Source organism: Luteitalea pratensis (assembly GCF_001618865.1).
Taxonomy (GTDB): Bacteria; Acidobacteriota; Vicinamibacteria; order Vicinamibacterales; family Vicinamibacteraceae; genus Luteitalea; species Luteitalea pratensis.
Genome location: NZ_CP015136.1, coordinates 589,181 through 613,741, shown reverse-complemented (window position 1 = coordinate 613,741; position 24,561 = coordinate 589,181). Strand labels below are relative to the sequence as shown.

25 protein-coding genes are annotated in these 24,561 nt (G+C 67.8%); 12 read left to right on the top strand and 13 right to left on the bottom strand.

The genetic code is table 11. The features are described from left to right. Positions 1 to 42: 42 nt before the first annotated feature. The 3 genes from glgC (at position 43) to gpmI (ending at position 4,326) form a co-directional block, all read left to right on the top strand. A complete protein-coding gene (gene glgC, locus LuPra_RS02595) occupies positions 43 to 1,320 on the top strand; it encodes a glucose-1-phosphate adenylyltransferase (RefSeq protein WP_110169315.1) in 1,278 nt (425 codons plus the stop codon). Positions 1,321 to 1,473: 153 nt separating this feature from the next. Then, positions 1,474 to 2,778, top strand: a complete 1,305-nt coding sequence (gene eno / locus LuPra_RS02590) for a phosphopyruvate hydratase (protein ID WP_110169314.1) — start codon at positions 1,474 to 1,476, stop codon at positions 2,776 to 2,778. Positions 2,779 to 2,787: 9 nt separating this feature from the next. Continuing rightward, on the top strand, positions 2,788 to 4,326 hold the full coding sequence (gene gpmI / locus LuPra_RS02585; RefSeq protein WP_110169313.1) for a 2,3-bisphosphoglycerate-independent phosphoglycerate mutase: 1,539 nt from the start codon (positions 2,788 to 2,790) through the stop codon (positions 4,324 to 4,326). A 79-nt stretch (positions 4,327 to 4,405) separates the two neighbouring features. Here gpmI and LuPra_RS02580 read toward each other — a convergent pair whose 3' ends face one another. Beyond that, the gene (locus LuPra_RS02580) at positions 4,406 to 4,699 is read right to left on the bottom strand and encodes a hypothetical protein (RefSeq protein WP_110169312.1); all 294 of its coding nucleotides are present in this window, start codon (positions 4,697 to 4,699) and stop codon (positions 4,406 to 4,408) included. Between the two features lie 222 nt (positions 4,700 to 4,921). Here LuPra_RS02580 and LuPra_RS02575 point away from each other — a divergent pair, with 222 nt between their 5' ends. Further along, positions 4,922 to 5,926, top strand: coding sequence for an ABC transporter ATP-binding protein (locus tag LuPra_RS02575; protein ID WP_110169311.1), 1,005 nt, complete (start codon positions 4,922 to 4,924; stop codon positions 5,924 to 5,926). Continuing rightward, positions 5,926 to 6,798 carry an ABC transporter ATP-binding protein gene (locus LuPra_RS02570; RefSeq protein WP_110169310.1) on the top strand — a complete coding sequence of 291 codons (873 nt, stop codon included), beginning with the start codon at positions 5,926 to 5,928 and terminating at the stop codon, positions 6,796 to 6,798. Before LuPra_RS02575 ends, LuPra_RS02570 begins: the two co-directional genes overlap by 1 nt. A gap of 106 nt (positions 6,799 to 6,904) precedes the next feature. Here LuPra_RS02570 and LuPra_RS02565 read toward each other — a convergent pair whose 3' ends face one another. The 8 genes from LuPra_RS02565 to LuPra_RS02530 all read right to left on the bottom strand — a co-directional run bounded on the left by LuPra_RS02565 (position 6,905) and on the right by LuPra_RS02530 (position 13,801). Further along, a complete protein-coding gene (locus tag LuPra_RS02565) occupies positions 6,905 to 7,741 on the bottom strand; it encodes a glutaminyl-peptide cyclotransferase (RefSeq protein ID WP_234800686.1) in 837 nt (278 codons plus the stop codon). Between the two features lie 10 nt (positions 7,742 to 7,751). Further along, positions 7,752 to 7,955, bottom strand: coding sequence for a hypothetical protein (locus LuPra_RS31525; RefSeq protein WP_157898656.1), 204 nt, complete (start codon positions 7,953 to 7,955; stop codon positions 7,752 to 7,754). A gap of 14 nt (positions 7,956 to 7,969) precedes the next feature. Beyond that, complete coding sequence (locus LuPra_RS02560; protein WP_157898655.1) at positions 7,970 to 8,668, bottom strand: SGNH/GDSL hydrolase family protein; 699 nt, start codon at positions 8,666 to 8,668, stop codon at positions 7,970 to 7,972. A gap of 392 nt (positions 8,669 to 9,060) precedes the next feature. Beyond that, positions 9,061 to 9,747, bottom strand: a complete 687-nt coding sequence (locus tag LuPra_RS02555; protein WP_110169308.1) for an ABC transporter ATP-binding protein — start codon at positions 9,745 to 9,747, stop codon at positions 9,061 to 9,063. Positions 9,748 to 9,989: 242 nt separating this feature from the next. Further along, entirely contained in the window at positions 9,990 to 10,565 is a 576-nt protein-coding gene (locus LuPra_RS02545; protein WP_110169306.1) for a hypothetical protein, read from the bottom strand. Continuing rightward, positions 10,562 to 11,047 (bottom strand): SRPBCC family protein, encoded by a 486-nt coding sequence (locus LuPra_RS02540; RefSeq protein ID WP_110169305.1) that lies wholly within the window; start codon positions 11,045 to 11,047, stop codon positions 10,562 to 10,564. The genes LuPra_RS02545 and LuPra_RS02540 overlap by 4 nt, the downstream gene beginning before the upstream one ends. 38 nt (positions 11,048 to 11,085) lie before the next feature. Then, on the bottom strand, positions 11,086 to 13,050 hold the full coding sequence (gene acs, locus LuPra_RS02535; RefSeq protein WP_110169304.1) for an acetate--CoA ligase: 1,965 nt from the start codon (positions 13,048 to 13,050) through the stop codon (positions 11,086 to 11,088). A gap of 220 nt (positions 13,051 to 13,270) precedes the next feature. Beyond that, positions 13,271 to 13,801, bottom strand: a complete 531-nt coding sequence (locus tag LuPra_RS02530; protein ID WP_110169303.1) for a DUF5518 domain-containing protein — start codon at positions 13,799 to 13,801, stop codon at positions 13,271 to 13,273. Positions 13,802 to 13,902: 101 nt separating this feature from the next. On the opposite strand from LuPra_RS02530, the gene LuPra_RS02525 reads away from it, so the two are divergent. The 5 genes from LuPra_RS02525 to LuPra_RS02505 all read left to right on the top strand — a co-directional run bounded on the left by LuPra_RS02525 (position 13,903) and on the right by LuPra_RS02505 (position 18,585). Then, positions 13,903 to 14,451: a methyltransferase domain-containing protein gene (locus LuPra_RS02525; RefSeq protein ID WP_110169302.1), complete on the top strand. Its 549-nt coding sequence runs from the start codon at positions 13,903 to 13,905 to the stop codon at positions 14,449 to 14,451. Positions 14,452 to 14,627: 176 nt separating this feature from the next. Further along, positions 14,628 to 15,707: an energy transducer TonB gene (locus LuPra_RS02520; RefSeq protein WP_110169301.1), complete on the top strand. Its 1,080-nt coding sequence runs from the start codon at positions 14,628 to 14,630 to the stop codon at positions 15,705 to 15,707. 9 nt (positions 15,708 to 15,716) lie between these two features. Then, entirely contained in the window at positions 15,717 to 16,670 is a 954-nt protein-coding gene (locus LuPra_RS02515) for a hypothetical protein (protein ID WP_110169300.1), read from the top strand. Positions 16,671 to 16,683: 13 nt separating this feature from the next. Continuing rightward, positions 16,684 to 17,733, top strand: coding sequence for a VWA domain-containing protein (locus LuPra_RS02510; RefSeq protein WP_157898654.1), 1,050 nt, complete (start codon positions 16,684 to 16,686; stop codon positions 17,731 to 17,733). A gap of 111 nt (positions 17,734 to 17,844) precedes the next feature. Continuing rightward, positions 17,845 to 18,585 (top strand): ZIP family metal transporter, encoded by a 741-nt coding sequence (locus tag LuPra_RS02505; protein ID WP_234800685.1) that lies wholly within the window; start codon positions 17,845 to 17,847, stop codon positions 18,583 to 18,585. On the opposite strand, the gene LuPra_RS02500 is transcribed toward LuPra_RS02505, so the two are convergent. Continuing rightward, a complete protein-coding gene (locus tag LuPra_RS02500) occupies positions 18,566 to 19,906 on the bottom strand; it encodes an MFS transporter (RefSeq protein WP_234800684.1) in 1,341 nt (446 codons plus the stop codon). The two genes, LuPra_RS02505 and LuPra_RS02500, sit on opposite strands and share 20 nt — an antisense overlap. Before the next feature lie 216 nt (positions 19,907 to 20,122). On the opposite strand from LuPra_RS02500, the gene LuPra_RS02495 reads away from it, so the two are divergent. Then, on the top strand, positions 20,123 to 20,683 hold the full coding sequence (locus LuPra_RS02495; RefSeq protein WP_110169298.1) for a BON domain-containing protein: 561 nt from the start codon (positions 20,123 to 20,125) through the stop codon (positions 20,681 to 20,683). 228 nt (positions 20,684 to 20,911) lie between these two features. Here LuPra_RS02495 and LuPra_RS02490 read toward each other — a convergent pair whose 3' ends face one another. Both LuPra_RS02490 and LuPra_RS02485 read right to left on the bottom strand, forming a co-directional pair. Beyond that, positions 20,912 to 22,309 carry a sensor histidine kinase gene (locus LuPra_RS02490; RefSeq protein WP_110169297.1) on the bottom strand — a complete coding sequence of 466 codons (1,398 nt, stop codon included), beginning with the start codon at positions 22,307 to 22,309 and terminating at the stop codon, positions 20,912 to 20,914. After that, positions 22,306 to 23,022 carry a response regulator transcription factor gene (locus LuPra_RS02485; RefSeq protein WP_110169296.1) on the bottom strand — a complete coding sequence of 239 codons (717 nt, stop codon included), beginning with the start codon at positions 23,020 to 23,022 and terminating at the stop codon, positions 22,306 to 22,308. The genes LuPra_RS02490 and LuPra_RS02485 overlap by 4 nt, the downstream gene beginning before the upstream one ends. Before the next feature lie 341 nt (positions 23,023 to 23,363). Between LuPra_RS02485 and LuPra_RS31520 the strand changes: the two genes are divergently transcribed. Further along, positions 23,364 to 23,765, top strand: coding sequence for a Spy/CpxP family protein refolding chaperone (locus LuPra_RS31520; protein ID WP_157898653.1), 402 nt, complete (start codon positions 23,364 to 23,366; stop codon positions 23,763 to 23,765). A 47-nt stretch (positions 23,766 to 23,812) separates the two neighbouring features. Here LuPra_RS31520 and LuPra_RS02475 read toward each other — a convergent pair whose 3' ends face one another. Further along, the gene (locus LuPra_RS02475; RefSeq protein ID WP_110169294.1) at positions 23,813 to 24,559 is read right to left on the bottom strand and encodes a hypothetical protein; all 747 of its coding nucleotides are present in this window, start codon (positions 24,557 to 24,559) and stop codon (positions 23,813 to 23,815) included. Positions 24,560 to 24,561 lie beyond the last annotated feature (2 nt).

Sequence of the window (24,561 nt, the reverse complement as noted above, 5' to 3'; positions counted from 1 at the left end):
CGGTCGCCGAGGCGGCCGCCGCGCGCAAGGGACCGGTGGCCCATGCTCAATGACTCGCTCGTCATCGTCCTGGCCGGAGGGGTCGGCGAACGCCTCGCCCCTTTGACCAGAGAACGCGCCAAGCCGGCGGTGTACTTCGGCGGTCCTTACCGGATCATCGACTTCACCCTCAGCAATTGCATCAACGCCGGCCTGCGCCGCATCTTCATCGTCACGCAGTACAAGAGCCTGTCGCTCAATCGCCACATCCGCATGGGGTGGAACGTCGTCGCCGAGGAACTCGGCGAGTTCATCGAGATCCTGCCGCCGCAGAAACGCGTGAGCGACAACTGGTACCTGGGCACCGCCGACGCCGTGTACCAGAACCTGTACTCGGTCGTGCGGGAGGCGCCCAAGCATGTGGTGATCCTGTCCGGGGATCACATCTACAAGATGGACTACTCGAAGATGCTGCGCTGGCACATCGAGAAGGGTGCCGCCGCGACGGTTGCGACCTACGAAGTGCCGGTGCAGGAAGCGGCGCGCCGCTTCGGCGTGATCCAGGTCGACGAGGAGGAGCGGCTCGTCGGCTTCGAGGAGAAGCCGGCCGAGCCCAAGCCGATCCCGGGCATGCCCGGCGTGGCCCTCGCCTCGATGGGGATTTATGTCTTCGAGGCCGACGTGCTCGTGAAGGCACTCGAGGAAGACGCGGGCCGCGACACCAAGCACGACTTCGGCAAGGACATCCTGCCATCGCTCATCGGCCATGCGCCGGTGTACTCCTACCGGTTCTCGGACGAGAACAAGAAGGCCAACAAGTACTGGCGCGACATCGGCGAACTCGACGCCTATTACGAGGCCAACATGGACCTCGTCCAGGTCAACCCGGACTTCAACCTCTACGATCCGGAATGGCCCATCCGCACGTGGATGGAACAGGCACCGCCGGCCAAGTTCGTGTTCGACGACGAAGGCCGCCGCGGCCAGGCGCTCGACTCGATCATCTCGTCGGGTGTGATCGTGTCGGGCAGCACCGTGCGCGGCAGCATCCTCTGCCCCAATGTCCGCGTCCACAGCTATTGCGACATCGACCGCAGTATCCTGATGCCCGGCGTGCGGGTCGGGCGACACGCCCGGATCCGCAACGCGATCATCGATCGCGACGTGTTCATCCCGCGGGGCGCCATCATCGGCCACAACCTCGAGGAAGATCGCAGGCGGCACATGGTGACCGCCAAGGGCGTGGTGGTGGTCACGACCGACGACGAACCGTACGTCGCGCCACCGGAAAGCACGCGGCGCCAGCACGAGCAGGAAGCGGACGCCCGGGGTCATCCATAGGGCCTTGGACCTCGGGAAGCGTCAACTCCCGGTCCCGGCGCCCGATTTCCGGTGCCCGGTGCCCGATTCCAGAATCCTGATTCGTCAAGCGTCAGGCGTTAAGCGTTAGGCGTTAAGCGTTTTCGTCATTCGATATCCCAGGAGCACAGCGCAGTGAAGATTCAGAAGGTCATCGGACGCGAGATTCTCGATTCACGCGGCAATCCCACGGTGGAAGTCGACGTCACCCTCGAGGGTGGCGCATTCGGCCGGGCCGCAGTGCCTTCGGGCGCGTCCACGGGCGAGCGCGAGGCGCTCGAACTGCGGGACGGCGACAAGAGCCGCTATCTCGGGAAGGGCGTCCAGAAGGCCGTCGCCAACATCAACGGCGAAATCGCGCAGGCGATCGTCGGTAAGGAGTTCGATCAGGCGTCGCTCGACGATGCGATGATTGCCCTCGACGGCACCGAGTTCAAGAGCCGGCTCGGCGCCAATGCGATCCTCGGCGTCTCGATGGCCGCGCTGCATGCAGGGGCTGCCGAGAAGCAGGTGCCCCTGTACGAGTACATCGGGGCGTTGCGGCATGCGTTGGCCGGCGGCGGTCACGCCGACCTGCTCCCGGTGCCGATGATGAACATCCTCAACGGCGGCGCGCACGCCGACAGCAGCGTCGACTTCCAGGAGTTCATGGTGATGCCCCTCGGCGCGCCGAGCTTCTCCGAGGGCCTGCGCTGGGGCACGGAAATCTTCCACACGCTGCGCGGCATCCTGAAGGGGCGCGGCTTGTCCACCGGCGTCGGCGACGAGGGCGGCTTCGCGCCCAGCCTCAAGAGCAATCAGGAAGCGCTCGACGTCGTGATGGAGGCAATCTCCAAGGCCGGCCTCAAGGCCGGCGAGCAGGTCTGGATTGCCCTCGATACCGCATGCAGCGAGCTCTGGAAGGACGGCCAGTACGTCTTCAAGAAGTCGGGCGAAGCCAACCGCTCGAGCGAGCAGATGGTCGGGATGTTCGCCGACTGGGTGCGTCAGTACCCGATCTGCTCGATCGAGGATGGCATCGGCGAGAGCGACTGGAACGGCTGGAAGCTGCTCACGAAGGAACTCGGCGACAAGGTGCAGTTGGTGGGTGACGACGTGTTTGTGACCAACCCGAAGATCCTCGCCGAGGGCATCGCCCAGGGCGTGGGCAACTCGCTGCTCGTGAAGCTCAATCAGATTGGCTCGGTCACCGAGACCCTGCGCGCGATGAAGACCGCGTGGGACGCCGGTTACACGACAATCGCGTCGCACCGGTCCGGCGAGACCGAGGACAGCACCATCGCCGACCTCGCCGTCGGCACCCGCGCCGGCCAGATCAAGACCGGCTCGGCGAGCCGCAGCGACCGCACCGCGAAGTACAACCAGTTGCTTCGCATCGAATCGGCCCTCGGCAGCAACGCGAAGTACGCCGGCAGGGCCGCCATCACCGCCCTCAAGTAACACCGCACCATGACGAGCAAGCGCGCCCCCGTGGCGCTGATCATCCTCGATGGCTGGGGCCTCCGCGAGGAGGTGGACCAGAACGCCGTGAAACTGGCCGAACCGCCGGTCTTCGGCAAGTTGTGGGCATCCTACCCGCACGCCACCCTGGAGGCCTCGGGCGAAGCCGTCGGCCTGCCGGCCGGCCAGATGGGCAACTCCGAGGTTGGGCACACCAACCTCGGAGCCGGGCGCACCGTCTACCAGGACCTGACGCGCATCGACAAGGCGATCAGCGACGGCACTTTCGCCGGGACGCCGGCGCTGCGAGCCGCCGTGCAGGCCGCGATCGACAAGGGCACCGCGCTGCACCTTCTCGGGCTGCTCTCCGATGGCGGCGTGCACAGCCACCAGGCCCATCTGCATGCGCTGCTGCGGCTGGCAAAGGCGATGGGCGCGCCGAAGGTGTTCGTACACGTGATCACCGACGGCCGCGATACGTCGCCGCAGGGCGGCCGCGGATACGTCAAGGAACTCGAGGCGGTCGCCGCCGAGACGGGCGCGCGCATCGCCAGTGTCTCCGGCCGCTACTACGCCATGGACCGGGACAAGCGGTGGGAGCGCGTCACGCTCGCCTACGACGCGATCGTCCGCGGCACGGCGCCGTTCGGTTCGTCGGCCTCGGCCGTGATCGCGGAGGCGTATTCGAAGAACGTCACCGACGAATTCATCCTCCCGGCCACGATCGTCGACGCCGCCGGCCAGCCGGTCGGCCCGATGGCGGACGGCGACTCGGTGATCTTCTTCAACTTCCGCGCCGATCGCGCCCGGCAGATCATCCGCGCGCTGATGTTCGAGGACTTCGACGGCTTCCCCACAACGGGTCGTCCGACGGTGCAGTTGACGACATTCACCGAGTACGACGCGACCTACCCGTTCCCGATCGCGTTCCCGCCGCAGGCGGCGACGCAGTACTTCGGTGAGGTCCTGCAGGCGCACGCCCTGACCAACATGCGCCTGGCCGAGACGGAGAAGTACCCGCATGTCACGTACTTCTTCAACGGCGGGGTCGAGACGCCGTTCAAGGGCGAGGAGCGCGTGCTCCTGCCCTCGCCCAAGGTGGCCACCTACGACCTGCAGCCGGAGATGAGCGCGGCCGGCGTCGCCGACGCCTTCGTCGACAGCGTCACGCACCACAAGCACGACGTCATCATCTGCAACTTCGCCAATCCGGACATGGTCGGTCACACGGGCGTGCTTGCGGCAGCCATCGCCGCGATCAAGGCCGTCGACGCCTGCCTCGGCCGGTGCATCGACGCCCTGCTCGCCGCCGGCGGCACCGCCATCGTCACCGCCGACCACGGCAACGCCGAGCAGATGTGGGACTACGAGCTCAACGCCCCCCACACCGCCCACACCACCAACCTGGTCCCGGTGATCGTGGTCGGCCCGGACACGCCAGGCAAGACGGTCCGCGACGGCGCCCTCACCGACGTCGCTCCCACGCTCCTGCACCTGCTCGGCATCACGCAGCCGAAGGAGATGACGGGGAAGACGTTGATCGACTAACGGCTCAGGCAGGCTGTAGCCTGCAGGCTGCAGCCTACGAGAAAAGGCCGCCCGAGAATCTCGAGCGGCCTTTTCGTTTCTAGACTTCTTCGGTCGCCGCATCAGGAGCGATGCGGAGCGACTTGAGGAAACGTCGGTCGTTGTCGGTCATCGCCACGTGTCTCGTGGCGTGAGAGGCGCGGGTTACCGCCATCCTCCTGGCCTTCTTGCCGGACCGGGCGGCAAACCCGATTTCGGCGTCGAGAGTCACCCGCAGGTCGTACCCGGCCTCCCGCGCACGTGCGCGGCAGGCTTCCACGCGTGGATCAGAGGCCACGGCGTCGGCCATGGCATCGGCCAGTTCCTTCGCCAGTCGATTCACGGTGTCGTCCACACTGATCTCCCTTCCGGCACGCAGACCGCAACCCTGCATGCAGCTCGACGAGGCACACGCGATCTGCGGGGAGCATCGGTGCGGTCGAGCGCCAGCTGCTGTTCATTAGAGGAGGCGTCTGGAGGTGATTGAACGGAATCTGGGCCGATTGTATCGGTCCGGCCTGCGGCAAGGCAAGGTACCCCTCCCAGGGGCCGATGGTACGATGCGCGGAACCCGCCGATGCCTCTGCTTTCCGTGCGCCATCTCTCGACCGGTTTTCCCATCGGCAACCGCTGGGTGCCGGCCGTTCAGGACGTGAGTTTCGACATCGCCAGGGGCGAAACCCTGGCCCTCGTGGGCGAGTCAGGCAGCGGCAAGTCGCTGACCGCCTATTCGCTGCTGAGGCTCGTGCCGCCGCCCGGCCGCATCCTCGAGGGAGAAATCCACATCGAGGGCCGCAACCTCATGGACCTCCCCGAAGCGGAGATGGAGCGAGTGCGCGGCGCCAAGATTTCGCTGATCTTCCAGGAGCCGATGAGCGCGCTCAACCCGGTGCTCACGATCGGCAGTCAGCTCGTCGAGGCGATGACGGTGCACGGGCTCGGTGGCGCCGACCCGAAGGCCGCCGCCATCGACCTGCTCGCCACGGTGCGGATGGACGACCCGGCGCGCCGTTTCGGCGAGTACCCGCACCAGCTGTCGGGGGGCCTCCGCCAACGTGCCCTGATCGCGCTCGCGCTCTGCTGCCGGCCGTCGCTGATCGTCGCCGACGAACCGACGACGGCGCTCGATGTGACGATCCAGGCCGAGATCCTCAACCTGCTGCGACAGCTGAAACACGACTTCGGGCTGTCCCTGCTGCTCATCACCCACGACCTCGGCGTCGTCGCGCACACCGCCGACCGCGTCGCCGTGATGTATGCCGGCCGCATCGTGGAGGAGGCGCCGGTACGGGCCCTCTTCAAGATGCCGGCGCACCCCTATACGCAGGCGTTGCTGCGCGCGATGCCGGGATCCACCCATAGTGCGCGGCGACTCGAGCCCATCGAGGGCCAGGTGCCGTCGCTGCAGCGGATGCCGCCCGGGTGCGCGTTCGGCCCCCGGTGCGCGTGGCACCACGACGCCTGCGACGTCGAACCGCTGCCGATGTATCCCGTGTCCGACACCCACGGGTCACGCTGCGTGCTGGTGAAAGAGGCGCACCGGCTCGCCTCCGGATCCGCCGCGAAGCTGCCCGCCGAGTGATGCCCCTGCTCGAAGTCCGGCGGTTGGGCAAGCGGTACGAGCAGCGCGCGCTGTGGCGGCCGCCGCGCGTGACCCACGCCGTGCGCGACGTCAGCTTCACGATCGAGGAGGGCGAGACCTTCGGCCTCGTTGGGGAGTCCGGCTCGGGCAAGACCACGACCGGGCGCTGCGTCCTCCGCCTGATCGAGCCCACCGTCGGCGAAGTGCGGTTCAAGGGCGAGGACGTGCTGTCGCTGGATCGCAAGGCGCTGCGCCACCGGCGGCGGCAGATGCAGATGGTCTTCCAGGATCCGTACGCGTCGCTGAATCCGCGGCACCGCGTCTCGACGATCCTCGAGGAACCGCTGGACATCCACACGGTGGGCACGCCGACATGGCGCCACGCCCGTGCCACCGAGTTGCTCGAACTGGTCGGCCTCGACCGCGATGCCATGACGCGCTATCCGCACGAGTTCAGCGGCGGCCAGCGGCAGCGCATCGGCATCGCCCGGGCGCTCGCGCTCGAGCCCTCGTTCATCGTCGCCGATGAGCCGGTGTCTGCACTCGACGTCTCGGTACAGGCGCAGATCGTCAACCTGCTCGCCCAGTTGCAGCAGCAACTGTCGCTGACCTACCTGTTCATCTCGCACGACCTCCGGCTGGTGCGCCACATCTGCACGCGCGTGGCCGTGATGTATCGAGGCCGGATCGTCGAACTCGCGCCCGTGGCATCGCTTTTCGAGGCGCCACGGCACCCCTACACGCGTGCGCTCCTGTCAGCGGTACCGGTGCCCGATCCCGACGTGCTCCCGCAGCGGATCGAATTCGATCCCGCGACAGTCGATCCCGACGCGCCGCTGCTTGAAATCTCGCCGGGACATTTTGCTCGGTAAGAATGCCGAATGCTGCAATGCCGGAATGTCGAGAGCGTTCGGCGTGGGGCGTTCAGCGTCCGGCGGTCTAACTCCTCGGCGTTCAACGTTCGGCGTTCAGCGTTCGTCAGCTCTTCTTTACGAACTTCACCTCGAACACCCACGGCCACAGCTTGCCCGTGATCAGGAAGTGGCCGGTCTTCGGGTCGTGGGCGATGCCATTCAGGACGTCGACGCCGCGCGAGCGCTCGGTGGCCGTGAGCAGGTTCGACATGTCGATCCAGGCGGTCACGACGCCCGTCTTCGGGTCGATGCGGGCGATCCGGTCTTCCTGCCAGATGTTGGCGTAGATGACCCCGTCCACGTACTCCATCTCGTTGATGCGCTCGATGGCGCGGTCGCCGTCACGCACGCGCAGGCGGCCCATCTCCCCCATCGTCTCCGGGTTCCAGAAGCGCAACGTGTCGGAGCCGTCGCTCATGATCAGCCGTTGCCCGTCGTAGGTCAGCCCCCAGCCCTCACCCGAGTACGTGAATTCGCGCTGCTTTGCAAACGTCTTGCGGTCGTACACGAACCCGACGCCGGTCTGGTACGTGAGCTGGACGATGCGGTCGCCGACGACGGCGACGCCCTCGCCGAAGTAGCGTCCGTCGAGGGCGATCCGCTGCAGCGCGGCGCCGGTGATCAGGTCGACGCGCCGCAACGAGGACTGTCCGTGCAGCCCGGTCCCTTCGTACAGCTGACCGTCGGCGATCGTCAGGCCCTGGGTGAACGCCGCCGGATCATGCGGGTGACTGCGCACGATCTCGTAGCCGTAACGCTCGATCAGGGGCCCGGCCGGCGCCGACGCGGCGGGTCGCGCCTGTGCCTCGGGCGGAGCAGACGAGGATGCTCCGCACGCCACGGCGAGCGAGGACCCCACGAGCAAAAGGAGGGCAAACCGGGCAGGCATCGTGCGCCACATGGGGGACAGTTTACCGGGTGCCGGGTGCCGGGTACCGGGTACCGGGCACCGGATCGGGAACCGGGTACCGGGTACCGGGTGCCGGGGTACCGAACTCAGTGACCGGGAAACGGGGACCGGAAAGGACCGTGTAGCCGCCGGAGTGTCCGGCGGTGACCCCGTCGGTAACGTAGGCGTCGACCTTCAGGTCGACGCGGCCCTGTGGGCGGGGCACGGGCGCCTGCTTGCTCACGACGCGGGCGCCGCCGTCCGCTCGAACATCCGCCGGATGACCTCGAAATATGTCTCGGCGATCAGGTCGTAGCCAGCCAACGTCGGATGCAGACCGTCGCTGCCGATGAGAGGCGATTGCTCGTTGCCAAAGGCGGCGTAGAGGTCCGCACACCCCGTGTTGTAGCGACGGCACAGGTCGCGGATACGCACGTTGAGGTCGCGTACGGCTTGCGGTGAGGTGCCCTTCGTGGAGCCGGGACGCTGCGGGGTGAGGGTCGTCAGGATCACCGCGACGCCACGCCCTTGCGCATCACGGGTCATGCGTTCGAGGCGCGTGACCACGTCCGTAATCGCCCGCGCCCCGTCGGCATTCAGGTCGTTCGCGCCGCCCTCGAGCATCATCACTTGCGCGTTGCTCTGTCGCAATGCGCCCGGGTAGCGATCCTCGATCTGGTCGACGAACTGGCCAGGCACGCCGGCATTGGTTACGGTGATGCGCTGGTCCGGATAGCGCTCCAGCAGCAGGAACTCCAGCTTCTGGACGTAGTTGTTGCCGGGGATTTCACGTTCGACCGCACGCGACGTGGTACCAGCCGTGAAGCTGTCGCCGAGCGAGAGGAGTCGCTCCACGCTCAGCGTCGGGGCGATGGCCACCGCCACCGCGAACGAACACGTCGCCGTCTGGGCGCGAGCGTCGGTCGCTGTGCAGTTCACGGCCGTCTGACCGACTGGCGCGGGCGCGCCTGCCGGAGGCGTGCACGCAACGGTCACCGGGGCGGTTCCGCCTGAAACCTGTGGCTGGCCATACGCCAGCGGCACGGGCTGACCAGTCGTGGTCCGCAATGACAAGGGCGTCGGGCACGTCAGGGTCAACTGCGGGGCCGCAATCGGCGTTGGCTGGGTCGGCGTGGAGGAGGGCGCGGAGGATCCGCCCCCGCACCCGGCCAGGATCAGCACTGAGACGGCGACAGGAACGCGCAACGACAGGGGCACGGTGATGTGAAATTTGAAATGCGGAATGGGCGGCGACGTACGACGTCGTCGTCATTTCCGGGTTCCGAACTTCAAATTATGCCGCAGGCGGCGCGGCCCACGCACCGAGCCGGCTACGCGGCGCGGGTGACGTCCTTCTCGACCTGCCCGTCCCGGATGTGGATGACGCGGTGCGCGTGCGCGGCCACGTCGGGCTCGTGCGTGACCAGGACGATGGTGTTGCCGGCCTGATGGAGGCGCTCGAAGAGCGTCATGATTTCGACGCCGGTCTTCGAGTCGAGGTTCCCCGTCGGTTCGTCCGCGAGCAGGATCGAGGGGTTGTTGACGAGGGCCCGGGCAATCGCGACACGCTGGCGCTGGCCGCCGGACAACTCGTTGGGCTTGTGCCCCATACGTTGTTCGAGTTCGACCTTTATGAGCGCGGCCTTGGCCCGCTCGGCCCGGTCGTGGCTGCTCACCCCGGCGTAGACGAGCGGCAGTTCCACGTTGTGCAGCGCCGACGCGCGCGGCAGCAGGTTGAACGTCTGGAACACGAAGCCGATTTCTTCGTTCCGGATGCGCGCCAACTCATCGTCGTCCATGCTGCTGACCTCCTTGTTGTTCAGGAGGTAGGTCCCCTTGCTCGGCGTGTCCAGACAACCGATGAGGTTCATCAGCGTGGACTTGCCCGATCCTGAGGGCCCCATGATCGCGACGTATTCACCTCGCTGGATTTCCATGGAGACACCACGCAAGGCGTGGATCTCCTCCGAACCCATCACATACGTTTTCCAGAGATCCCGGGTCTCGATCAAGGGCATGGCATCAGCTTAGTACGGGCGGGCGGCCAGCACGGTTCCCGGGACGAACGCCGAATGCCGAACGCCGAATGCCGAACGCCGAACGCTGAAGGGCAAAGGCCGAGGGCCGAAGCCGGCAGGCCGTAGGGCAGTAGGCCGTAAGCAGCGGCCGTAGGCGGTAGGCGGTAGGCCGCAGCCTGTAGGCCGTAGGCCGCAGGTAGGCTGTAGGCGGCAGGCCGTAGGCCATGGGCCGGGTGGCGCCGTCAGGGCGCCGTGGTCTTTTGCCCCACCGGCACGTTGGGGAGGGGCTCGGCGTGGGGCACGTGGACGACCACCTCCACATCGCGATCGCCGGGGGCCGGGTACCGGGCCCACAGCACCCGGCGCTCGCCGGCCGCGAGCGGGGTGACGTCGCGACTGCCGATCGGCGCGTTGGCGCTGTCGCGGAGCACGAAGAACTTGTGTTCGTGCGACAGATCCGCGAGGTACACCTCGGCGAGCGTGCCGCGATCGGGGCCGTCCGTGCTGAACCGCTGGGCGATGTCGAGGCCGGGTGAAGCCGGCCGGTTGGTATTGGTGATGGCCAGGCGCAACTCCACCGTGTCCGGTGCAACGCGATCGAGCGACACGACACCAATGGTCAGGTGGCCTTCCTCGCCGGACGTCTCGACGAGGACCGGCGGTGTGGCCGGCAGTGACTCCGCCACAGGAGGGGTCACGGGCGCCGGAGAACCCAGGCGGGTCGCCCTGAACAGCCCGAACCCGAGCAGCAGGACCAGGGCGGCAGCCGCGGCGGTGAGCCACGGCCGGCGAATGGGCGTCGGGGAAGGCGCGTTCACGACGACCTGGCACCTTGTCGGCGCAGAGCCGCCTCGGCGCGGCGGCGAACCCGGCGCACCATGCACCACATCACGAGCGCGTGCAGCTTGGCATCCATCAGGAACATGCGATAGAGGCGACCGGCCGTTCCCGGGAAGGTCGCGAAGGTCTCTGCGGTAAGACGGGATTGCACCGGGCCGCGTTGATCGATACGAAATACGAGTTGGTAGGTTGCGAAGCGGTGGCGGCCCGCCAGGGCGTAGGTGACTGGCGGCACGACCTCGCACACCGCAAATCCGGGACGTTCGGCGCCGAGCACGTGAGACGCCAGGCCGTTGCTGGCAGCCGGATCCGCGCCAGACAGGACCGCGAAGGCGCCCCGGATCACCCCGGCCCTGGATCCGGGCGCCGAAGCGAGCACGGCATCCCACACGATGCGGGGCGGCGCGTCGATGTCAACGCTCCAGGCGTCGACGAACGGGAGGAGGGCGTCCTCGCTCACGCCCTCTCTTGTATCAGCGTTCGGGCCGACCGCAGGGGTCAGTCTTCCTGATTTTCGTACTGCGACTTCAGCCTGGCCACGACATTGGGGTCGGCCAGGGTGGTCGTGTCGCCGATCGCCTTGCCTTCGGCGATGTCGCGCAGCAGGCGGCGCATGATCTTGCCCGATCGGGTCTTGGGCAGGTCGGCCGCGAAATGGATCTCTTCGGGCCTGGCGAGGGCGCCGATCTTCTTGACGACGTGACCACGAAGTTCGTGCTCGAGGCCCGTGGAGGGCCGCTGGCCGTCCTTGAGCGTGACAAACGCGGTGATCGACTGTCCCTTGATGTCGTGCGAGCGGCCAACGACCGCGGCTTCCGCGACGGCGGGATGGTCGACCAGCGCGCTCTCGACCTCCATCGTGCCGATCCGATGGCCGCTGACGTTGAGCACGTCGTCCACGCGGCCGAGCAGCCAGATGCAGCCATCGGCATCCACGCGGGCGCCGTCGCCGGCAAAGTAGGCGTTGTCCTTCCACTTGCTCCAGTACGTCGCCGCGTACCGCTCCGGGTCGCCGTAGATGCCACGCAGCATCGCGGGCCAGGGCCTGCTGATCGTGAGCAGGCCCCCGCCTTCGGTGACGGGTTCACCCCGCTCGTTGCGAATCTGGACGGAAATGCCCGGGAACGGGTGCGTCGCCGAGCCAGGCTTGGTGGTCGTGAGCCCGGGCAACGGCGTGATCATGATCTGGCCGGTCTCGGTCTGCCACCACGTGTCGACGATCGGGCAGCGCTGGCCGCCGATGAACTCGTGATACCACATCCACGCTTCGGGGTTGATCGGCTCGCCCACCGATCCGAGCAGACGGATGCTGCTCAGATCGTGCTTCTGCGGCAGTTCGGTGCCCCAGCGCATGAACGCCCGGATGGCCGTCGGCGCGGTGTAGAAGATCGTGACGCCGTGGCGTTCGATCAGGCTCCAGAAGCGATCGCGTTCCGGCCAGTCCGGCGCGCCCTCGTACATCAGCAGCGTCGCGCCCGCTGCCAACGGGCCATACACCACGTAGCTGTGCCCCGTCACCCAGCCGATGTCCGCCGTGCACCAGTACACGTCGTCGTCCTTGAGGTCGAAGACCGCTCTGGTGGTGGCCATCGTGCCGGTCAGGTACCCACCCGTCGTGTGGACGATCCCCTTCGGCTTACCGGTCGTGCCCGACGTGTAGAGGATGTACAGCATGTCCTCGCTGTCCATCGACTCGGGTTCGCACCACGCCTGCACGTCCTGCACGATGCGGTGATACCAGTGGTCGCGGCCCTCGGTGACATGCACCGGGAAGCGATCCGACGAGTCGCGCTTCACGATCAGCACGTTCTTGATCGACGGCGTGTGCTTGAGCGCCTCGTCGGCAATCTGCTTGAGTGGCAGCAGGGAGCCGCGGCGGTAGCCGCCATCGGCGGTGACCAGCAGGGTGCATTGCGAGTCGTTGATCCGATCGGCGAGGGCCTCGGCACTGAAGCCGCCGAAGACGACCGAATGGATGGCGCCAATGCGGGCACAGGCCAGCATCGCGATCGCCAGCTCGGGGATGAGCGGCATGTACATCGCGACGCGGTCGCCGCGCTTGACGCCCAGTGACTTCAGCACGTTGGCGGCGAGGTTGACCTCGCGCTGCAGGTCGAAATACGTCAGCGTGCGCCGATCGCCCGGCTCACCCTCCCAGACGATGGCGGCCTTGTTGCGACGTCCGTTGCGTACGTGACGGTCGACGCAGTTGACCGCCGCGTTCAGCTTGCCGCCGACGAACCACTTCGCGTGCGGCGGGTTCCATTCCAGCACCGTGTGGAACGGCTCGATCCACTCGAGCTGCTCCGCCTGCGCCTTCCAGAACGCTTCAGGGTCTGCGGCGGCCTCGTCGTAGACCGCGCGATCGCGAACGTTCGCCGTGCGCGTGAACTGCTCGGAGGGAGGGAAAGTGCGTTGCTCGTCGAGCAGCGCCTGGATGTTGGGAGGAGAGGACTCCGACATGGCGGAATCCTATCAAAGGAGAAAGGGCGAAAAGGGCGAAAAGGGCGAAAAGAACTGCAAAAGGCGGATCGCGCGAAGTGGCTCACGCAAGGAAGGTCAAAGTTTGGGAAGGACGGTCGTCGCCTTTGGCGCCTTGGATTGTTCGGCCTTCCGCCTTCGGTAGTGCCGTTTAGCCCTTCTCGACCTTTCGCCCTTTCTACTTTGACAACCGGTCATCGCGCTACTCGGGCGCGTGCGGCCGGCTGCTGTCGGCAAAGCCGGGCACGGGCGGCGGAGTCGGTGGCAGTGCCGGCTTGAACATGACGGTGCCCAGCAGCCCGCCGATGGCGCCGAAGATTGCATTCACCAGCAGGCTCATCACGAAGCCGAGCAGCATCAGGGCACCGCCCACGCCGCCGCGCGCGAGCGACTGCAGCGCGTCGCGCATCTCGGCAGGCATGTCGCCGCCGCCCTGGTCGAGGATGCGTCGCAGCAGGTCCCCCTGCATCGACCCCATGACCATCTGGATGGGGATCGATACGAGGGATCCGACGACAGCGCCCACGAGCCCGGCAAGCAGCCCGGTGATGGCGCCATCAATGCCCTCGACGGGTGTCGGCTGCGCTTGCTGGAGCAGGTACGTGGCCAAGACCCCGCCCAGAATCACCCACAAACAGCACACGCAGTTCCCCATTGAGATCACGGGCAGTGCCGACAGCGTCCCGATCACCACCCCGCCGAGCAGCGCCGGCTGCAGCTTCGATGCGCGCATCAGGATCTCGACCTCACGAAAGCTGGGCTCGTCACGATGCAGGATTCTTGCACGACCTCCACGCGCCGCGCGTGCCGTGCGACCTGCATTAGTCTGTTCTCGTGTCACTCTCCGACGTCATCGCCTCCAATGCCCTGGTGCGCTGGCTCCGCGGCGATCCCGGCCGTTACGAGCTGTTGACGCGCATGATCGGCGCCCGCCTGGGCGATCGGCTCCTCAGCTTTGGTGCCGGCGACCCAGGCCTGATCGCTGCCCTGGCGAGAGTGACGGGCCTCAGCGGGCGAGCCGTGGCTCATGCGGCGTCGGCCGACGAGGCGGGACGCCTCGAGGCCAGCGCTGAGACGGCAGGTGTGCTGGTGGAAGTGGTCGAGAGCCCCGTCGATCGCCTGCCGTTCGAGGAAGGCGACTTCGATCTGGTGCTCGTCGACGCAGTGTCGGCCCCGTTTGCGGCGCTCCTGCCGGAGATCCGGCGAGTGCTGCGGCCGGGCGGCCGGGTGGTGCTGGTCGTGCGGCAGAAGGAGGCAGGTGCTCCCCCACCCGCCGCCGTGCAGGCCGCCACGGGCGTGCACTTCCGGGGTGCGCGCGTCCTCTTCGAGCGCGACGGCTTCGGCATCGTCGAAGCCCTGAAGGGCCAGCCCACCTCGGCCTGACGCGGCGTGTCCGCCCGTTTTGTCCACGCGAGTGGACAACGGATGTCCTGACCCACCACAACCGGACAGGCGTTCGGTCGCACCGAATCAGCCATTTACGCCGATTCGGCCTGCCTCGGGGCAGGCACGGTTGTTGCGGATATGCCTGGCGCCACTTGCCCCTCAGGGGTTCCGAGATGCCATTGCCTCCGCGCACGCTGCCCGACGTCTTCACCGCCCGCGACATCGCCCGCGCCTCGGGGGCGCGCGCCGACGTCGTCTCGGATCTCATCGCATCGGGCGATATCCGTAGCATCGATGGCGAGTTCGTGCCCTACGTGGACGCCGTGGACGCCGCGCGACGCCTGAGGGCAGGGCCCTTCGCGGCCCACTCCTCTGCACCCGCGATCACGGCAACACCGGGCTCGTTGTTCTCCCGCGCACGAGGAGCCGAGCGTTCACCCGGGCTGCCTGCCGCGGCCTCTGCCGCCGTGCACGGCATGGTCCTGGGTGGCCTGCTGCTGGCAACGCTCGTCCCCCTCGGCTCGTCGGCAGCCAATACCGTCGACCCGGTGCCATCCGAGAAGTTGCGGATGGTTTATCTCAACCTGCCCGGCCCTGGTGGTGGAGGTGGAGGCGGCGGGCTACGCATGAAACGCCCCGCCTCTCAGGCGAAGCGGACGGGGACATCAGCTCTGAAGAGCCCGATTCCCGAACGTCAGCCGCCGCCAGAAGCCCCGGCGCCGAAGATCCAGGAACCACCGCCGACGCCGCCGGATCCCGAGCCATTGCCGCCGGTGGAAGCGCCGATCGCCGCCCGCAGCAATGATCCGGTCACGCAGCCAGGCGTGCTCGAGCAGCGGCCTGCGGCACCGCCCAGCCGCGGCCCCGGTGACGGCGGAGGTGCGGGAACCGGCAAGGGCACCGGGCTCGGCGAAGGAACCGGCTCTGGTGTCGGCGAGGGCGAGGGTGGCGGTGAGGGCGGCGGGCCGTTCCGTCCTGGCAGCGGCATCCAGCCACCGCGCCTGTTGAACGAGGTCAAGCCGGACTACACCGAAGACGCCCGTCGTCGAGGGCTCGAGGGCGAAGTGGTGCTCGAAATCGTGGTGCGCCACGACGGCCGCGTCGGCGACGTGCGGGTGCTGAAGGGGCTCGGCGCGGGTCTCGATCAGCAGGCCATACAGGCGGTGCGTCGCTGGACGTTCGCCGCCGCGACACGCAAGGGACGCCCGGTCGATGTGATCGTCGAAGTCGCCGTTGAATTCACGTTGCGCTGAGGAACTGCCATGTTGTTTGTCACCATCGCCGCTCTCGTGATGGCCGCCAGCCTCGGCTGGTTCGCCTACCGCCTGCTCCGTGACGAGCAGCGCCGCGCCGACGCGCGCGTGGCCCTGCTGACCGCCGCCATCGACGGAGACGACACCTCGGGCTGGGATCCGCCTGCGCGCGCCGGACACGTGGGCTTCGTGTCCGCTCGCGCCGCCAGGCCGCCGTTGCCGGCTCCAGCGCCGACACCGGTCGTCGCCGGGGCGTCGGCGGTGCCGGCGGTGCCGGAACTCATCTTCCTGGAGGACGAGCCGACTTCTGGCCGGGACTTCGTCAGCGAGCGCTCCGACTGGATGAGGGCGGCAAGCGGCCCGACGGCGCGCGCAAGTGCGGCCTCGACCCGTTCTGATGGCAGCGACGCCAACGACGACTTCGGCAGCGTCGATGCGACGTCACCGCGGCCGGCAGGACTTTTCGGCGAGGCGCCCGAACCGCAGCGACGCAGCGGGTTCGCGATCGTCATGCTGGGTGCGCTGCTCGCCGCGCTCCTCGCAGTGGCCTACACGTGGTTCACGTCCGACACGCCGGCGCCGGCGGCAGCCCGTGCCACTTCCTCGGCGCAAGCCACCGCACCGGCGACCGGAGGCATGCCGCTCGAGCTGTTGTCGTTGGCCCACGAGCAGCACAAGGGCGCGCTCGTCGTGCGCGGCATCGTCCGCAATCCGGTCTCCGGATCGGACCGCGTCGATGTCGTGGCGAGCGTGATGCTGCTCGACACCGCCGGTGGCGTGCTTGGCAGCGGTCGCGCGCCCCTGCGAGCCACGCAGCTGCGGCCCGGGCAGGAAACGGCCTTTGCCGTCGAATTGCCCTCGCACGCCGACGTGCGCCGCTACCGCGTCACGTTCCGGGCGCCGGACGGCAGCCTGGTGGCGCATGCGGATCGTCGCACCCGTGCTTCATCGACTTCGTCGTGACCTGGTGACTGCCATGAACACAAGCGCCATCTCCCGCTTTCGCATTGCGCTGCCGGTCCTGATCGCGTCCCTTGCCGTAGGGTCACTGGCCGCCCAGCAGGACGGCTTTCGGTTTCGCAGCACGACCGAGCTGATCAACGTCACCGCGACGGTGACCGACGGCACCGGTCGATTCGCGTCCCGCCTGCGCAAGGAGGACTTCCTCGTGCGCGAAGACGGCCAGCGACAACAGATCTCGCATTTCAGCAGCGAGCGCGTGCCCGTGAGTCTCGGCATCGTGCTCGATGTCAGCGGCAGCATGGCCGGCGAGAAGTTCCGTGCCGCGCAGTCGGCGCTCGATCGCTTCCTCTACGACCTGTTGCAGCCCGAGGACGAGGTCTTCATCCTCGGCTTCTCCGACCGCAGCGACATGGTGAGCGACTGGACCACGGACCGCCAGCAACTCGCCAACGCGCTCCGGCGGCTTCGGCCGCGGGGCGGCACGGCGCTGTACGACGCCGTCGCTGAGGCGGTCCCGGTGGCGCAGACCGGCCGGCACAAGAAGAAGGCGGTGGTGGTGATCTCCGATGGCAACGACACCGACAGCAGCACCGAGGCCGAGGCGCTGCAGTCCCTGATTCGCGAGACGGAAGTGCTCGTCTACGCGATCGGCATCGATGGCTCTGGGTCGACCGGCAATTACGGCGGGTCGGGCCCGGGCACGTGGTCCGGACAACCGCGGGTGCGGCTGCCGTTTCCGTTCCCGGTCCCCGGCAGCCGCGGTGGCGGGGGTTGGAATCAACCGCAGCCGCGCCAGCCGGGCCGCCATGCCGGAGCAAACGATGCGGTGAACGTGAACGTGCTGCGAGCCATCACGGACGACAGCGGCGGACGAACCGAGGTGATCCGGTATGCCAACGATCTCGAGCCGGCGACTGCGAGCATCGCCGACGAACTGTCGCAGCAGTACTCGATCGGCTATGTCCCGCCGCGGTCGAAAGACGGCCGCTGGCACCAGATCGAAGTCGAGGTGCCGGGTGGGCAATACCACGTGAGGGCGCGACGGGGGTACTTGGCACAATAGAACCCCGTAATGCCGGAGTCGAAACCAGTGTGGGAACTCGACATTCCAGCATTTCGGCCTTCCAGCATTGACTGAATGCGTAAAATGCCCGGCCAGCTATGATGGCTGGCCGTGTCCGTGTCTCCCTTCGTCCTCGCGATGGCGCTCAGTGCCGCCGGCAGCTTCCTCGGCGTGCTGGTGGCGTCGGGGATCTACCTGTTCGGGGACGAGGCGCGCGAGCGGTTGGTCTCCTGGTTGGTGAGCTACGCAGTGGGCACGCTGCTGGGGCTGTCGCTGCTCCACCTGGTGCCAAAGGCGCTCGAGACGCTGCCGTCCGAACGCGCGCTTGGCGCATTGCTGCTCGGCATCCTGACCTTCTTCATCCTCGAAAAGCTGGTGCTCTGGCGGCACTGTCACGACACGCATGAGTGCGAGGTGCACAACAGCGCCGCCAGCCTCGTGATCGTCGGCGACGCATTCCACACGTTCGTCGACGGCGCCATCATCGCCGCCGCCACGCTGACCTCGCCCTGGCTCGGCGTGACCACGGCCCTCGCCGCCGCCGCCCACGAGATTCCGCAGGAACTCGGCGACGCCGCCATCCTGCTCAAGGCGGGCTACGGACGCGTGCAGGCGCTCGCCCTGAATCTCCTGTCCGGACTAGGGGGCCTGGTCGGTGCCTTGTTCGTGTATCTGGCGCTGAACCAGTTGCCGACCGTGCTGCCGTACGTGATCGCCTTTGCCGCAGGCAGCTTCCTCTACGTGGCGATGTCGGATCTGATCCCCAGCCTGCACCAGGGCCACGTCGATGTGAACCCGGTCGCGCAGGTACTCCTCATCAGCGCCGGGCTCTTCACGCTGCTGATGCTCTGACCGATCGCCCGCGTGTCTCCGGGATCACGATCCACCACGCCGCAGCCACCAGGAAGGCCAGGGCGACGACGCTGAAGGCTGCCGTGAACCCGCGCTGATCCGCCAGGGAGCCGACGACGAAGGGCGCCGCCGCGCTCGCCAATCGACCCGTGTTGTAGGTCAGCCCCTGCGCGGTCGCCCGCACCGCCGTGGGATACGACTCGGCCGTGACGATGCCGAACCCGGTGAAGTAGCCAGTGCCGAAGAACGCCACGAACGGTCCGAGCAACAGGAGCACCAAGGGCGACCGGACCTGCGCGTACAGGCCCAGGAGCATTGCCGCCATGAGGAGATAGGTGACGTACGTGCGCCTGCGTCCGAAGACGTCGGCGACGGCCCCGAACGTGACATACCCGAACCACATGCCGACCTGCATGAAGACGACGAGCCAGGCCATGGCCCGTGCGTCGAGCCCCATGCCGCCCTGCGAAGGCGACAGCGACAGGTAGGCCGGAATCCACGAGTTGAATCCCCACCAGGCAAACAGGCAGCAGGCATTCATCAGCGCCAGCGCCACCGTGAGGCCGAGACGTCCGTCGGCCACGACCGCCGCCAGCGCGGCGCCAACACCGCCGCGCACGCCGGGAGCCGGGCCACCCAGCGGTCCGCCCTGGTCCGGACCTGGACTGCCAGGGTGAACGGTGACTTGCGAACCGCGCCGAGTCTGCTGCACCGACTCACGCCACAACGCGGGTTCGCGCACCGACCGCCTGATCCACACCGTGAAAAGCGCCGGCAACACTCCGACGAGGAACACCGCGCGCCAGCCCCACACCGGCAACACGAGACTCGTCACGACCGCCGCCAGCGCGTACCCGATCGCCCACGCGCTCTGCATCAGGCCGAGCGCCTTGCCGCGGTGCTCGTCCGGCCACGTCTCGGCCACCAGCGCCGCGCCACTCGCCCATTCGCCGCCCATGCCGAGGCCAAGCCCGATCCGGAACAGCGCGAGTTGCAGGCCGGTCTGCGATAACCCACACAGCGCCGTGAAGACCGAGTACATGAGGATGCTGCCCATCAGTGCCTTGGTGCGACCGTGGCGATCCGCCACGAGGCCGAACGCAACGCCACCGACAGCCCCAGCCACGAGCGTCACCGACCCGATGAGCCCGGCCGTGGCCTTGGTCAGGCCGAGGTCACCCATGACCGCGGTCAGCACCAGCGCGTAGAGCATCACGTCGAATGCGTCGAGCATCCAGCCGAGCGCCGCGGCCCAGAGCGCCCGCCTGGCATCGACCGGCGCCTCTCGCCACCACCCGAACCAGCTCGTCGTCTTGGGCACGGGCGGCCATTCTGCCACCTGTCACTTGCAAGCGACAGCGGACCGGCTCGCAGTCGCCTGCAGGGCACAGGCGGAATCATGGCGAAACGTGCGATATCGCGTCCTGAGCCACATGTCCACTGGCACGAGGTTTGATCAAGAGAAGGTCACGGAGGACGCACCGAGCGTCCGGGAAGCCAGCCAGCGAGCGCCCCGGGTCGTGCGTTACCAACAGCAATGATTCGCCATCTTCATTTCGCAGGTGCAGGTCTTCTCCTCCTTGCGCTCTCGGGCGCGGCTCGCGCCGAAGACATCCCCGAGCGCAAGGACTTCCAGGTATTCCAGGGCGTCGCGCGCCAGGTGCAGCAGTACGTCAACTTCACCGTGTTCGACAGCGTGAACGCCACCGTCCAGGACGGCGTGGTCACGCTCACTGGCAAGGTGACGATGCCGTTCAAGGTGGAGGACCTGACGCGGCGTGTCTCGCGCGTCGAGGGCGTCCGCAAGGTGGACAACCAGATCCAGGTGCTGCCCGTGTCGCGCTTCGACGAGGAGTTGCGATTGCGCATCGCCCGGGCCATTTACGGCAACCCGTCCTTCTGGCATTACGCGTCGATGGCCAACCCGCCGATCCACATCGTCGTGGACCAGGGGCGGGTGAAGCTCGAGGGCACCGTCAACAACCACGTCGAGCGGATGCTCGCGCAGTCACTGGCCATCGGCTTCGGCGAGTTCTCGGTAGAGAACGGCCTGAAGACAGACGCGGAACGACAGGTCGAACTCGAGCAGATCGACTGACCAACCGACCGTCTCGACGGTCACCCGATTACCTCCCTTACGCCTCGGCCCTCCTTCCTGGGTCGAGGCGCTTTTTTTTCAGGAACACAGGAACACAGGGAGCACAGGGAGCACAGGGAGCACAGGAACGAGTTTCGACATTCCGGCATTCCGGCATTCCGGCATTTCGGCATTGCGGCATTGCGGCATTGCCGGTGTCGCTGAAGTGCCGTGAGCGCCGGACCGGCGTCAGGCGGGAATTGTGACGCTGAAGGTGCTGCCATGACCTGGTGTGCTGCGTACGGTCGCCTCGCCGCCGTGCGCCTCGGCAATGGCGCGCACGATCGACAGGCCCAGGCCTGTGCCGGTGCGACTGCGTGAGGCATCCTGCTTGTAGAAGCGATCGAACACCCGCGCCTGGTCCTCGGCGGAGAGGCCGACTCCGGTGTCGCTCACGTCGATACGGACGCCACCGGTGAGCAAGGCATGCGCAGAGAGCGCCACCTCGCCACCCACCGGCGTGAACCGGATGGCGTTGCCGACGAGATTCGAGATCGCCTGTTCGAGCCTGCCGGCATCGGCGTCGACGTCGAACATCGGCGCGTCGAATACGAGCCTCACACCGGCGGCAGTGGCCGCGGGTCCGTAGCGATCGCTGAGGCGGGTCCACAGCGCTTCGATGGGAACGACCTCCTTCTTGAGGCCCTGGCCGCCCGCTTCCATCTTCGCGAGGTCCAGCACGTCCCCGATCAGGCGTTCGAGGCGCACCGCCTCGTCGTCCACGATCGCCAGGTATCGGGCGCGGTCGGCTTCGCTCAACGGGAGGTCGGTCATCCGCAGCGTCTCGATGTAGCCACGGATGGTCGTCAGTGGTGTGTGCAATTCGTGGGACACGTCGGCCAACAGTTGACGTCGCACATCCTGCTCTGACGTCACTCGCTGGATCTGCGCCGCGAGCGCATCGGCGGTCTGGTTGAACGCCCGGGACACGCGACTGATCTCGTCGGCGCCATCCTCGGGCGCGCGGGCCGTAAGGTCACCTTGACCGAGGCGCGTCGCCGCGCCCTCGAGTGCCTGCAGCCGGCGATGCGCCGGCGCGAAGGCGAGCCATGCCAGGAGCGCGGCGATGGCGATCGCACTGAGGGCAGCGCCGCCGAGTGGCCAGGGGCCGAGTTCGCGGAGCACCGCCCAGCCTGGGCGGCGAGGCAGGACGACGACGTGTCCTTCAGGCTGACCGAGGACCTCTACCGCGGCGACCCCCACCGGCAGGTCGGTTCGATCGAGCCCGCCCGCATGCTCCGCGGCCAGGGCGGCCACGCGCCCCGCCTCGGGCCCCGGGACGTCGACATCCGCACCGGTGACGTTGCCTTCGACCGTGACGAAGTAGACCGGCAGCGGATTGTCCAGATGCCGCGCGAGCACGGCACGGACGCTGGCCGCCGGGTCGAACTCCAGCGCCTCCTGGAGATCGGCGGCGACCGTCTTCGCCAGTAGCTGCGCCGTGACCCGCGCCCGCAGGCCGGAGGGCCTCGACAGCGTCGCGACCACGACCACCATCTGGATCAGGAGGCCGGCGGCGAGCAGGCCCAGGCACGCCAGCGCGATGCGCCAGTACAGCGACCCGAGCCAGGCCCGCGATCGGCTCATGCCGAGGCCACGTCGCGGAACTTGTACCCGACGCCCCACACGGTGAGCAGTCGTTCCGGTTCGGCCGGATTCGATTCGATCTTCTGGCGCAGGCGCTTGACGATGGTGTCGACGCTGCGCTCGGTGACGTGGGTGTCGGGCCCCCAGGCACGGCGAATCAGCGCCTCGCGCGAGAACACGATGCCGGGATTGCTGGCAAGCACCTTCAGCACGGCGAACTCGTGCGCGGTGGTATCGATGACGCGACCGTCCACGGTGACCTGATGGCGCGACGCGTCGATTTCCAGGCCATCGCGACGCAGGACGTCGGCCATCGGCATCTCGCCGGGAGCGTGCGGCGCCGGCAAGGCGCGTCGCAGCAGCGCCCGGACGCGGGCCATGAGTTCACGCACGCCGAACGGTTTCGTGAGGTAATCGTCGGCGCCACTGTCGAGCCCGAGCACCTTGTCGGTCTCGTCGCGACGTGCCGTCAGCAAGAGGACGGGCACGCGACGGGTGGACGGCTGCTGGCGGAGCGCCCGGCACAGGGCGACGCCGTCGAGACCCGGCAGCATCACGTCGACGATGAAGAGGTCGTAGGCCTGCGCGCGTGCGGCCTCGAGGGCGGCCCGGCCGTCGAGGAAGCGATCGCTGGTGTGGCCCTCGAACGAGAGATGCAACGAGACGAGTTCGCCGATATGGGGTTCGTCATCCACGACCAGGACATGGGCCATGGCCTACAGGCTACCCTCTGGCGACACTGCCGCGCTGTGACCCCGCCGGGTGCTCATCGATTTTTCACACCTGCGTCATGGGCGGTTCACAGGCCGCCCGTTACATAAGACAGAATGACGCGGGGCTCCACGGCCTCGAAGGAGAAATGACGATGCAGGCGGCGACACTGATGACGGGCGTGAAAGTCATGCTGGGTGCGATGGCCCTGACGGCGGGCCTGGCGGCGACGGCTGGGGCTCAGCCTGGTCCCGGCGAGCCTGGGTTCGGTCAAGGCGGTCCAGGCGGACCGGGCGGACCTCGTGGTCCCGGCGGCCCCGGAGGCCCTGGTGGGCCCGGCAGGATGGGCGGGCCTCTGGGTGGACTGCTCGGGTTGCATCCGGAACTGCCGCTGGCGGCGTTGAACCTGACCGATGCCCAGCGCGAGCAGGTGCGGACCATCCTGCAAGGGCACCGCGAAGAGGGCCAGGCCCTGATGCAGCGGGGTCAGGCGGCGCTGGAGGCCTTGCGCAAGGTCACCGAGGTCACCGTCGACGAGGGTGCGGCCGGACAGCAGGGCCAGGCACTCGGGGCGGTCATCGCCGAGGCGGCGGTGCTGCGATCCAGGGTGCGCGGCGAGATCATGACCATCCTCACGCCGGAACAGCAGGCGGAGGCGGCCAAGATCCAGGCCGAACGCGAGTTGCGGATGAAGCAGTTCCGCACGAAGCGGGACGATCGGCGCCCGGTCAAGACGCCCGAATAGGCCTACGGCCTACAGGCTTGCAGGCCGTGAAGCGCAGCGCCGTGCGCCTACGACTGGCGTGCGGCGCGCTGGTGGCCCTTCCGGACCACCCACCAGATGAGGCCGCCCAGAGTCACGGCGGCGGCGGCCAGGGCGGACAGGAACAGCGCCACCGTCAGCACGAGGATGCGCTGGACGCCGAAGCGGGCCTCGACGCGCAGGGGCTCCCCCGCCAGCCGCGCCTTCAGCGGTTGTTCCCACGACAGGATGTTGCCGCGCTCGACCAGGTGGCTCGGCGCGTTGTGGTAGGTCACCCGGCTCGGGATGTGCAGCCGCACGGCCACGAGTTCCTCGCCGTCCCACCCCACGTCACCGACGTTCTTCGCCACCGACGGACCCAGTTCCTGCACGAACTCGACGACGTCGCCCTTCTGCGTGAACGCGTAGTGCGCCCACGCGAACGGAGGCGCCTGCGACAGCCGACGCACGTCGGCCACCTCGAGGCGGACCTGCACGAACCGGCGGCCGTCTCGACGCCAGGGCCGGCTGACGCGGGTCACCGTGGTGACCGGCGTCGAATAGAGAGCGCGGATCCGATCGCGGTCCACCGGGACCGCGGGATCGATCGCCACGTCCAGGCCGTGCAGCGCGGCGAGCGCGGCCATCGACGTGTTGACGGTCATCGTCGCAGACCCGTCGAGGCTGACGTAGATTTCTTCTTCGTATTCGTACTGACGGCCGAACGGGCGGGCACAGGATGTGAGCAGGAGGGCGAGTGCCGCCAGCGCGAATGCCTGGCGGGGCAACGACGGCATGG

Excerpts from the sequence above, each read along its gene's own strand:
- LuPra_RS31520 (WP_157898653.1), top strand. The coding sequence starts at position 23,364 with ATGGGCGGGCCTCTGGGTGGACTGCTCGGGTTGCATCCGGAACTGCCG.
- LuPra_RS02575 (WP_110169311.1), top strand. The coding sequence starts at position 4,922 with ATGCCTCTGCTTTCCGTGCGCCATCTCTCGACCGGTTTTCCCATCGGC.
- gpmI (WP_110169313.1), top strand. The coding sequence starts at position 2,788 with ATGACGAGCAAGCGCGCCCCCGTGGCGCTGATCATCCTCGATGGCTGG.
- LuPra_RS02555 (WP_110169308.1), bottom strand. The coding sequence starts at position 9,747 with ATGCCCTTGATCGAGACCCGGGATCTCTGGAAAACGTATGTGATGGGT.
- LuPra_RS02565 (WP_234800686.1), bottom strand. The coding sequence starts at position 7,741 with ATGTGGCGCACGATGCCTGCCCGGTTTGCCCTCCTTTTGCTCGTGGGG.
- LuPra_RS02495 (WP_110169298.1), top strand. The coding sequence starts at position 20,123 with ATGATTCGCCATCTTCATTTCGCAGGTGCAGGTCTTCTCCTCCTTGCG.
- acs (WP_110169304.1), bottom strand. The coding sequence starts at position 13,050 with ATGTCGGAGTCCTCTCCTCCCAACATCCAGGCGCTGCTCGACGAGCAA.
- LuPra_RS02530 (WP_110169303.1), bottom strand. The coding sequence starts at position 13,801 with ATGCGCGCATCGAAGCTGCAGCCGGCGCTGCTCGGCGGGGTGGTGATC.
- LuPra_RS02510 (WP_157898654.1), top strand. The coding sequence starts at position 16,684 with ATGAACACAAGCGCCATCTCCCGCTTTCGCATTGCGCTGCCGGTCCTG.
- LuPra_RS02475 (WP_110169294.1), bottom strand. The coding sequence starts at position 24,559 with ATGCCGTCGTTGCCCCGCCAGGCATTCGCGCTGGCGGCACTCGCCCTC.
- LuPra_RS02515 (WP_110169300.1), top strand. The coding sequence starts at position 15,717 with ATGTTGTTTGTCACCATCGCCGCTCTCGTGATGGCCGCCAGCCTCGGC.
- glgC (WP_110169315.1), top strand. The coding sequence starts at position 43 with ATGCTCAATGACTCGCTCGTCATCGTCCTGGCCGGAGGGGTCGGCGAA.
- LuPra_RS02485 (WP_110169296.1), bottom strand. The coding sequence starts at position 23,022 with ATGGCCCATGTCCTGGTCGTGGATGACGAACCCCATATCGGCGAACTC.
- LuPra_RS02490 (WP_110169297.1), bottom strand. The coding sequence starts at position 22,309 with ATGAGCCGATCGCGGGCCTGGCTCGGGTCGCTGTACTGGCGCATCGCG.
- LuPra_RS02520 (WP_110169301.1), top strand. The coding sequence starts at position 14,628 with ATGCCATTGCCTCCGCGCACGCTGCCCGACGTCTTCACCGCCCGCGAC.
- LuPra_RS02570 (WP_110169310.1), top strand. The coding sequence starts at position 5,926 with ATGCCCCTGCTCGAAGTCCGGCGGTTGGGCAAGCGGTACGAGCAGCGC.